Annotated in this window: 2 protein-coding genes and 1 pseudogene; 1 reads left to right on the plus strand and 2 read right to left on the minus strand. The window is 64.3% G+C overall.

What is annotated here, in order from left to right:
- Positions 1-180 (minus strand): annotated as a pseudogene (locus JWP83_RS06770) (hypothetical protein); the annotation flags it as partial.
- Between the two features lie 163 nt (positions 181-343).
- Between JWP83_RS06770 and JWP83_RS06775 the strand changes: the two are divergent.
- The gene (locus tag JWP83_RS06775) at positions 344-2,095 is read left to right on the plus strand and encodes an AMP-binding protein (protein WP_297727602.1); all 1,752 of its coding nucleotides are present in this window, start codon (positions 344-346) and stop codon (positions 2,093-2,095) included.
- Between the two features lie 6 nt (positions 2,096-2,101).
- Here JWP83_RS06775 and JWP83_RS06780 read toward each other — a convergent pair.
- Positions 2,102-3,977, minus strand: a 1,876-nt coding sequence (locus JWP83_RS06780) for an MMPL family transporter (protein ID WP_297727606.1), incomplete at its 5' end; no start/stop codon positions are given.

Consider the following 3,977-nt stretch of genomic DNA (forward strand, 5'->3'; position numbering starts at 1 on the left):
TCGGTCACGCGCGAAAGGCAGCGGGGACGGTTCGACCAGCCTTCCCAGCAACCCGTATCCGAGATTTCGGTGAAATCGGCGCAATCCGTCGATGTGTACCGGGCGGTTGTAAATCCAGCTGAACTGCACGTGCGCCCCGTAGCCAAGCGCCCGCAGACCCAGAAAAGACGCCTGATCCATGTGTGCGAGTCGATTGTCCACCGCGTACACGGTAGTTTATTTGCCCGTAGGGGCGGAGCGCATTGCGCGTGCGGGGAAAAGCCGGGTGCGACGGCGGGGTCGTACGGTTGTAACCTGCCCGTTCGGGGCCGGAAACGCTTTTGACGAAGGTAGTGTGTTGCCCGTGGTTCAGTCATCTATACCCGGTGTGCTGCGCGAGCGCGCCAGCCTGCAGCCCAACGACACAGCGTTCACATACCTTGACTACGACCAGGATTGGGACGGCGTTCCAATAACCCTCACGTGGTCGCAGTTGTATCGGCGCGTGCTGAACCTCGGCGAGCAGCTCAGGGCCAGCGGGTCGACCGGTGATCGGGCACTCATACTCGCCCCCCAGGGACTCGACTACGTCCTGGGCTTTCTCGGCGCCCTGCAGGCCGGACTTGTCGCGGTGCCGCTTTCGGTTCCCTACGCCGGCGCGCACGACGAACGCACCATCTCGGTGCTGGCCGACACCTCGCCCGCCGTCGTCCTGACCACGTCCGCGGTGATCGACAATGTCGCCGCGTCCGTGCAGTCGCAGCAGGGGCAATCCGCGCCCTCGATCGTCGAAGTCGATTTGCTGGACCTCGAGTCTCGGCAGCGGCCCGCCGGCCCCAGGCCTCGCCCCGGCGCCACTGAGGGGTCGGACTTCATATATTTGCAATACACATCCGGATCCACCCGTACGCCCGCGGGTGTCATGGTTTCCAGCAACAACGTCTTCGCCAATTTCGAGCAGATCATGGGCGACTTTTTTGCGCCCGAGGGTGGGGTCGCGCCGCCCGGCCTGACGGTGGTGTCGTGGCTGCCGCTCTACCACGACATGGGTCTCCTCCTGGGAATCCTCATGCCGATCCTGGCGGGCGTACCGACGCTGCTCACCAGCCCGGTGGGGTTCTTGCAGCGACCGGCCCGCTGGATGCACTTGATGGCCCAGAGCGACTGCACGATCTCAGCGGGGCCGAACTTCGCCTACGATGTCACGGTGCGCAAGACCTCCGACGACGACATGGCCGGGCTCGACCTCGGCGCCGTGCACACGATCCTCAACGGCAGCGAGCGCGTGCAGCCCGCGACCCTCAAGCGATTCGCGGATCGGTTCGCCCTCTTCAACTTCGACCCCCGGGCGCTGCGGCCTTGCTACGGCATGGCGGAGGCCACGGTGTACATGTCGACACGCCAGGTGGGCGAACCGCCCGAGATCGGTTATTTCGATTCCGAGAAACTGCCCGGCGGCGAGGCGGTGCGGTGTGAAACGGGAAGCGGCACACCGCTCGTCAGTTACGGTGACCCCAAATCGATGCTGCACCGCATCGTCGATCCCGACACCGGTCGCGAGTGTCCGGAGGGAACGGTCGGCGAAATCTGGGTGCACGGCGAGAACGTCGCCGCCGGCTATTGGCAGAAACCCGAGGAGACGGAGCGCACCTTCGGCGCCAAGATCGTCGAGCCGTCGCAGGGCACACCCGAAGGCCCCTGGCTGCGAACGGGCGACTCGGGCTTCTTCTCTAGCGGCGAGATGTTCATCATCGGCCGGATCAAGGACCTGTTGATCGTCTACGGGCGCAACCATTCTCCCGACGACATCGAGGCGACCATCCAGGAGATCACCGCGGGACGCTGCGCGGCGATTGCGGTTCCCGACAAGGGTGTCGAGAAGCTCGTCGCGATCATCGAGATGAAGCGCGGCGGCTCCGAAGAGGAGGCCGCCGACAAGCTGCGCGGCGTCAAACGCGAAGTCACGTCGGCGATTTCAAAGTCTCACGGCCTGAAGGTGGCGGATCTCGTTCTCGTGTCACCGGGCTCGATTCCGATTACCACCAGCGGCAAGATCAGACGATCGCAGTGCGTCGAGCTCTACCGGCAGGATGAGTTCATCCGGTTGGACGCCTAGAGAAGGCTAGAGGAGCCGGTGCTTGCCTCGCCCGTTGCCGTTGGTGGCCTGCTGCGACGGGGCGCTCGTCCCGAACAGTGGCAGCGGGCTACTGAGGTTATCCTCGGCCGGGTGTTCGCTGTGCCCGTTGCCGTTGCCGTTGCCGTTGCCGTTGCCGTTGCCGTTGGCGTGACCATTTCCGTTGCCGCCGACCGTGATTGGTCGTTGCGATCCGAAGTCCTGGCCGAACAGCGGCAGCGAGTGGCCGAGATACCGATCAGCCGTCCGCTTGCCGTTGCCATTGGTGGTCGTCGCGGAGTCCAACGCCGGTTCCCGGAGATCGTAGGTCACGTGATCCGGCAGGGCGCTCAGGTCGAACAGCGGGAGCGCGTGGTCGGGGAGGCGTGCGCTCGGTCGCTTGCCGTTCGTCGCTTTCCGCTCGCCACGTGCGTGGCCGTTGGCGGCGCGGGTGGGCCGCTTCCGACGCGACTTGGTCCGCGATTTGTGGCCTGGGGGAACGAGTTTCAGGCGGACGAGTAGGTCGTCGGGAATCCACGGCTGAGCGGTCCCGTTCGTTGCCGGGGAAGCGGCTGCCGGGGCCAAGGCGGCCCGGCTGGGAATCACCTTCATCCGGACCAGTTGGTCGGCCAGCTGCTCCAGCTGTTGCTGCTTCTTCTGGTGGGCCGCGTAAACCTGCGCGGCGCTCTTGCCCAGGTGCGACGGCCACCAGTTCTTCTGGCCGATCATCGCGGCCATGGCCGGCACCGTGATCGTGCGCACCAGGAACGTGTCGATCAAAATGCCCATCCCGAGGATGAAACCGGCCTCGGCCATGGTGTAAATGCTGGCACTCATCAACCCGAACATCGAGGCGGCAAAGATCAGACCGGCCGAGGTGATCACGCCACCGGTCGAACCCACGGTGCGAATGACGCCGACCCGCACGCCGTGCGGTGACTCGTCGCGGATGCGCGAGATGAGCAGCATGTTGTAATCCGCGCCGACCGCGACGAGCAGGATGAAGGACAGTCCGGGAAGGCTCCAGTGCAGGTTCTGCCCCAAGAGCATCTGGAACACCAGGACGCCGAGACCCATTGCCGACAAGTACGAAAGCAGCACCGAACCGATGAGGTACAGCGGCGCAACGACCGCCCGCAACAAACCGACCAGGATCAGGAACACGATGATGATGGTCGCGAAAACGATGAACCCGATGTCCTCGTTGTAATAGTTGCGCGTGTCGTTAAGCCCACTGGGAAGACCCGCCAGCTGTATCTTCGCGTCCGACAGTTCGGTGTTCGGCTGCGCCGACTGCGCGGCCTTGATGATCTTCGGAAGCTGATCCATGGCGTCGGTGGAGAACGGACTGAGCGAGCTCTGGATGAGGTACCGCGCCGCGTGCCCGTCCGGGGAGATGAAGATCGCGGCGCCCTTCTTGAACTCGTCCTTCGTCATGATCTGCGGAGGGATGTTGAAGCCGGCCATCGAAGGCTTGCCGTCGGCGTCGTGCTTCATGCTCAGCAGGAACTGCGACGCCTCGCCGAGGCCGCTGCCGATGTTTCTGGTCTGATCGACCAGTTCTTTCACACCGCCGGCGATTGCGCGGCTGCCGTCGGCCAGGGCATTGGCGCCTTGTTGCGCCTGGTTCATCGTGGATTGCAGGTTCTTGATCGTCGTCATGGCGCTGGAGGCCTGGGTCAGTGTTTGCTGGACTTTGTCCAGCGTCTGCCCGACGGTCTGCGCCTTCCCGGCCGATTGCAGGTTGTGTGCCATGATCTTGATCGAGTTGAGGGTGCCGTCGTTGTTCGCCTGCACCATCGCGGCCAACCCCGAACGGGAGCTCACGCAGCCCGGGTCGACGTTGCATTCCGGGCTGTCATTGAGCGCCGTCAACATCGGACCG

The organism is Mycobacterium sp. (assembly GCF_025965855.1).
In the GTDB taxonomy this organism is placed as follows: domain Bacteria; phylum Actinomycetota; class Actinomycetes; order Mycobacteriales; family Mycobacteriaceae; genus Mycobacterium.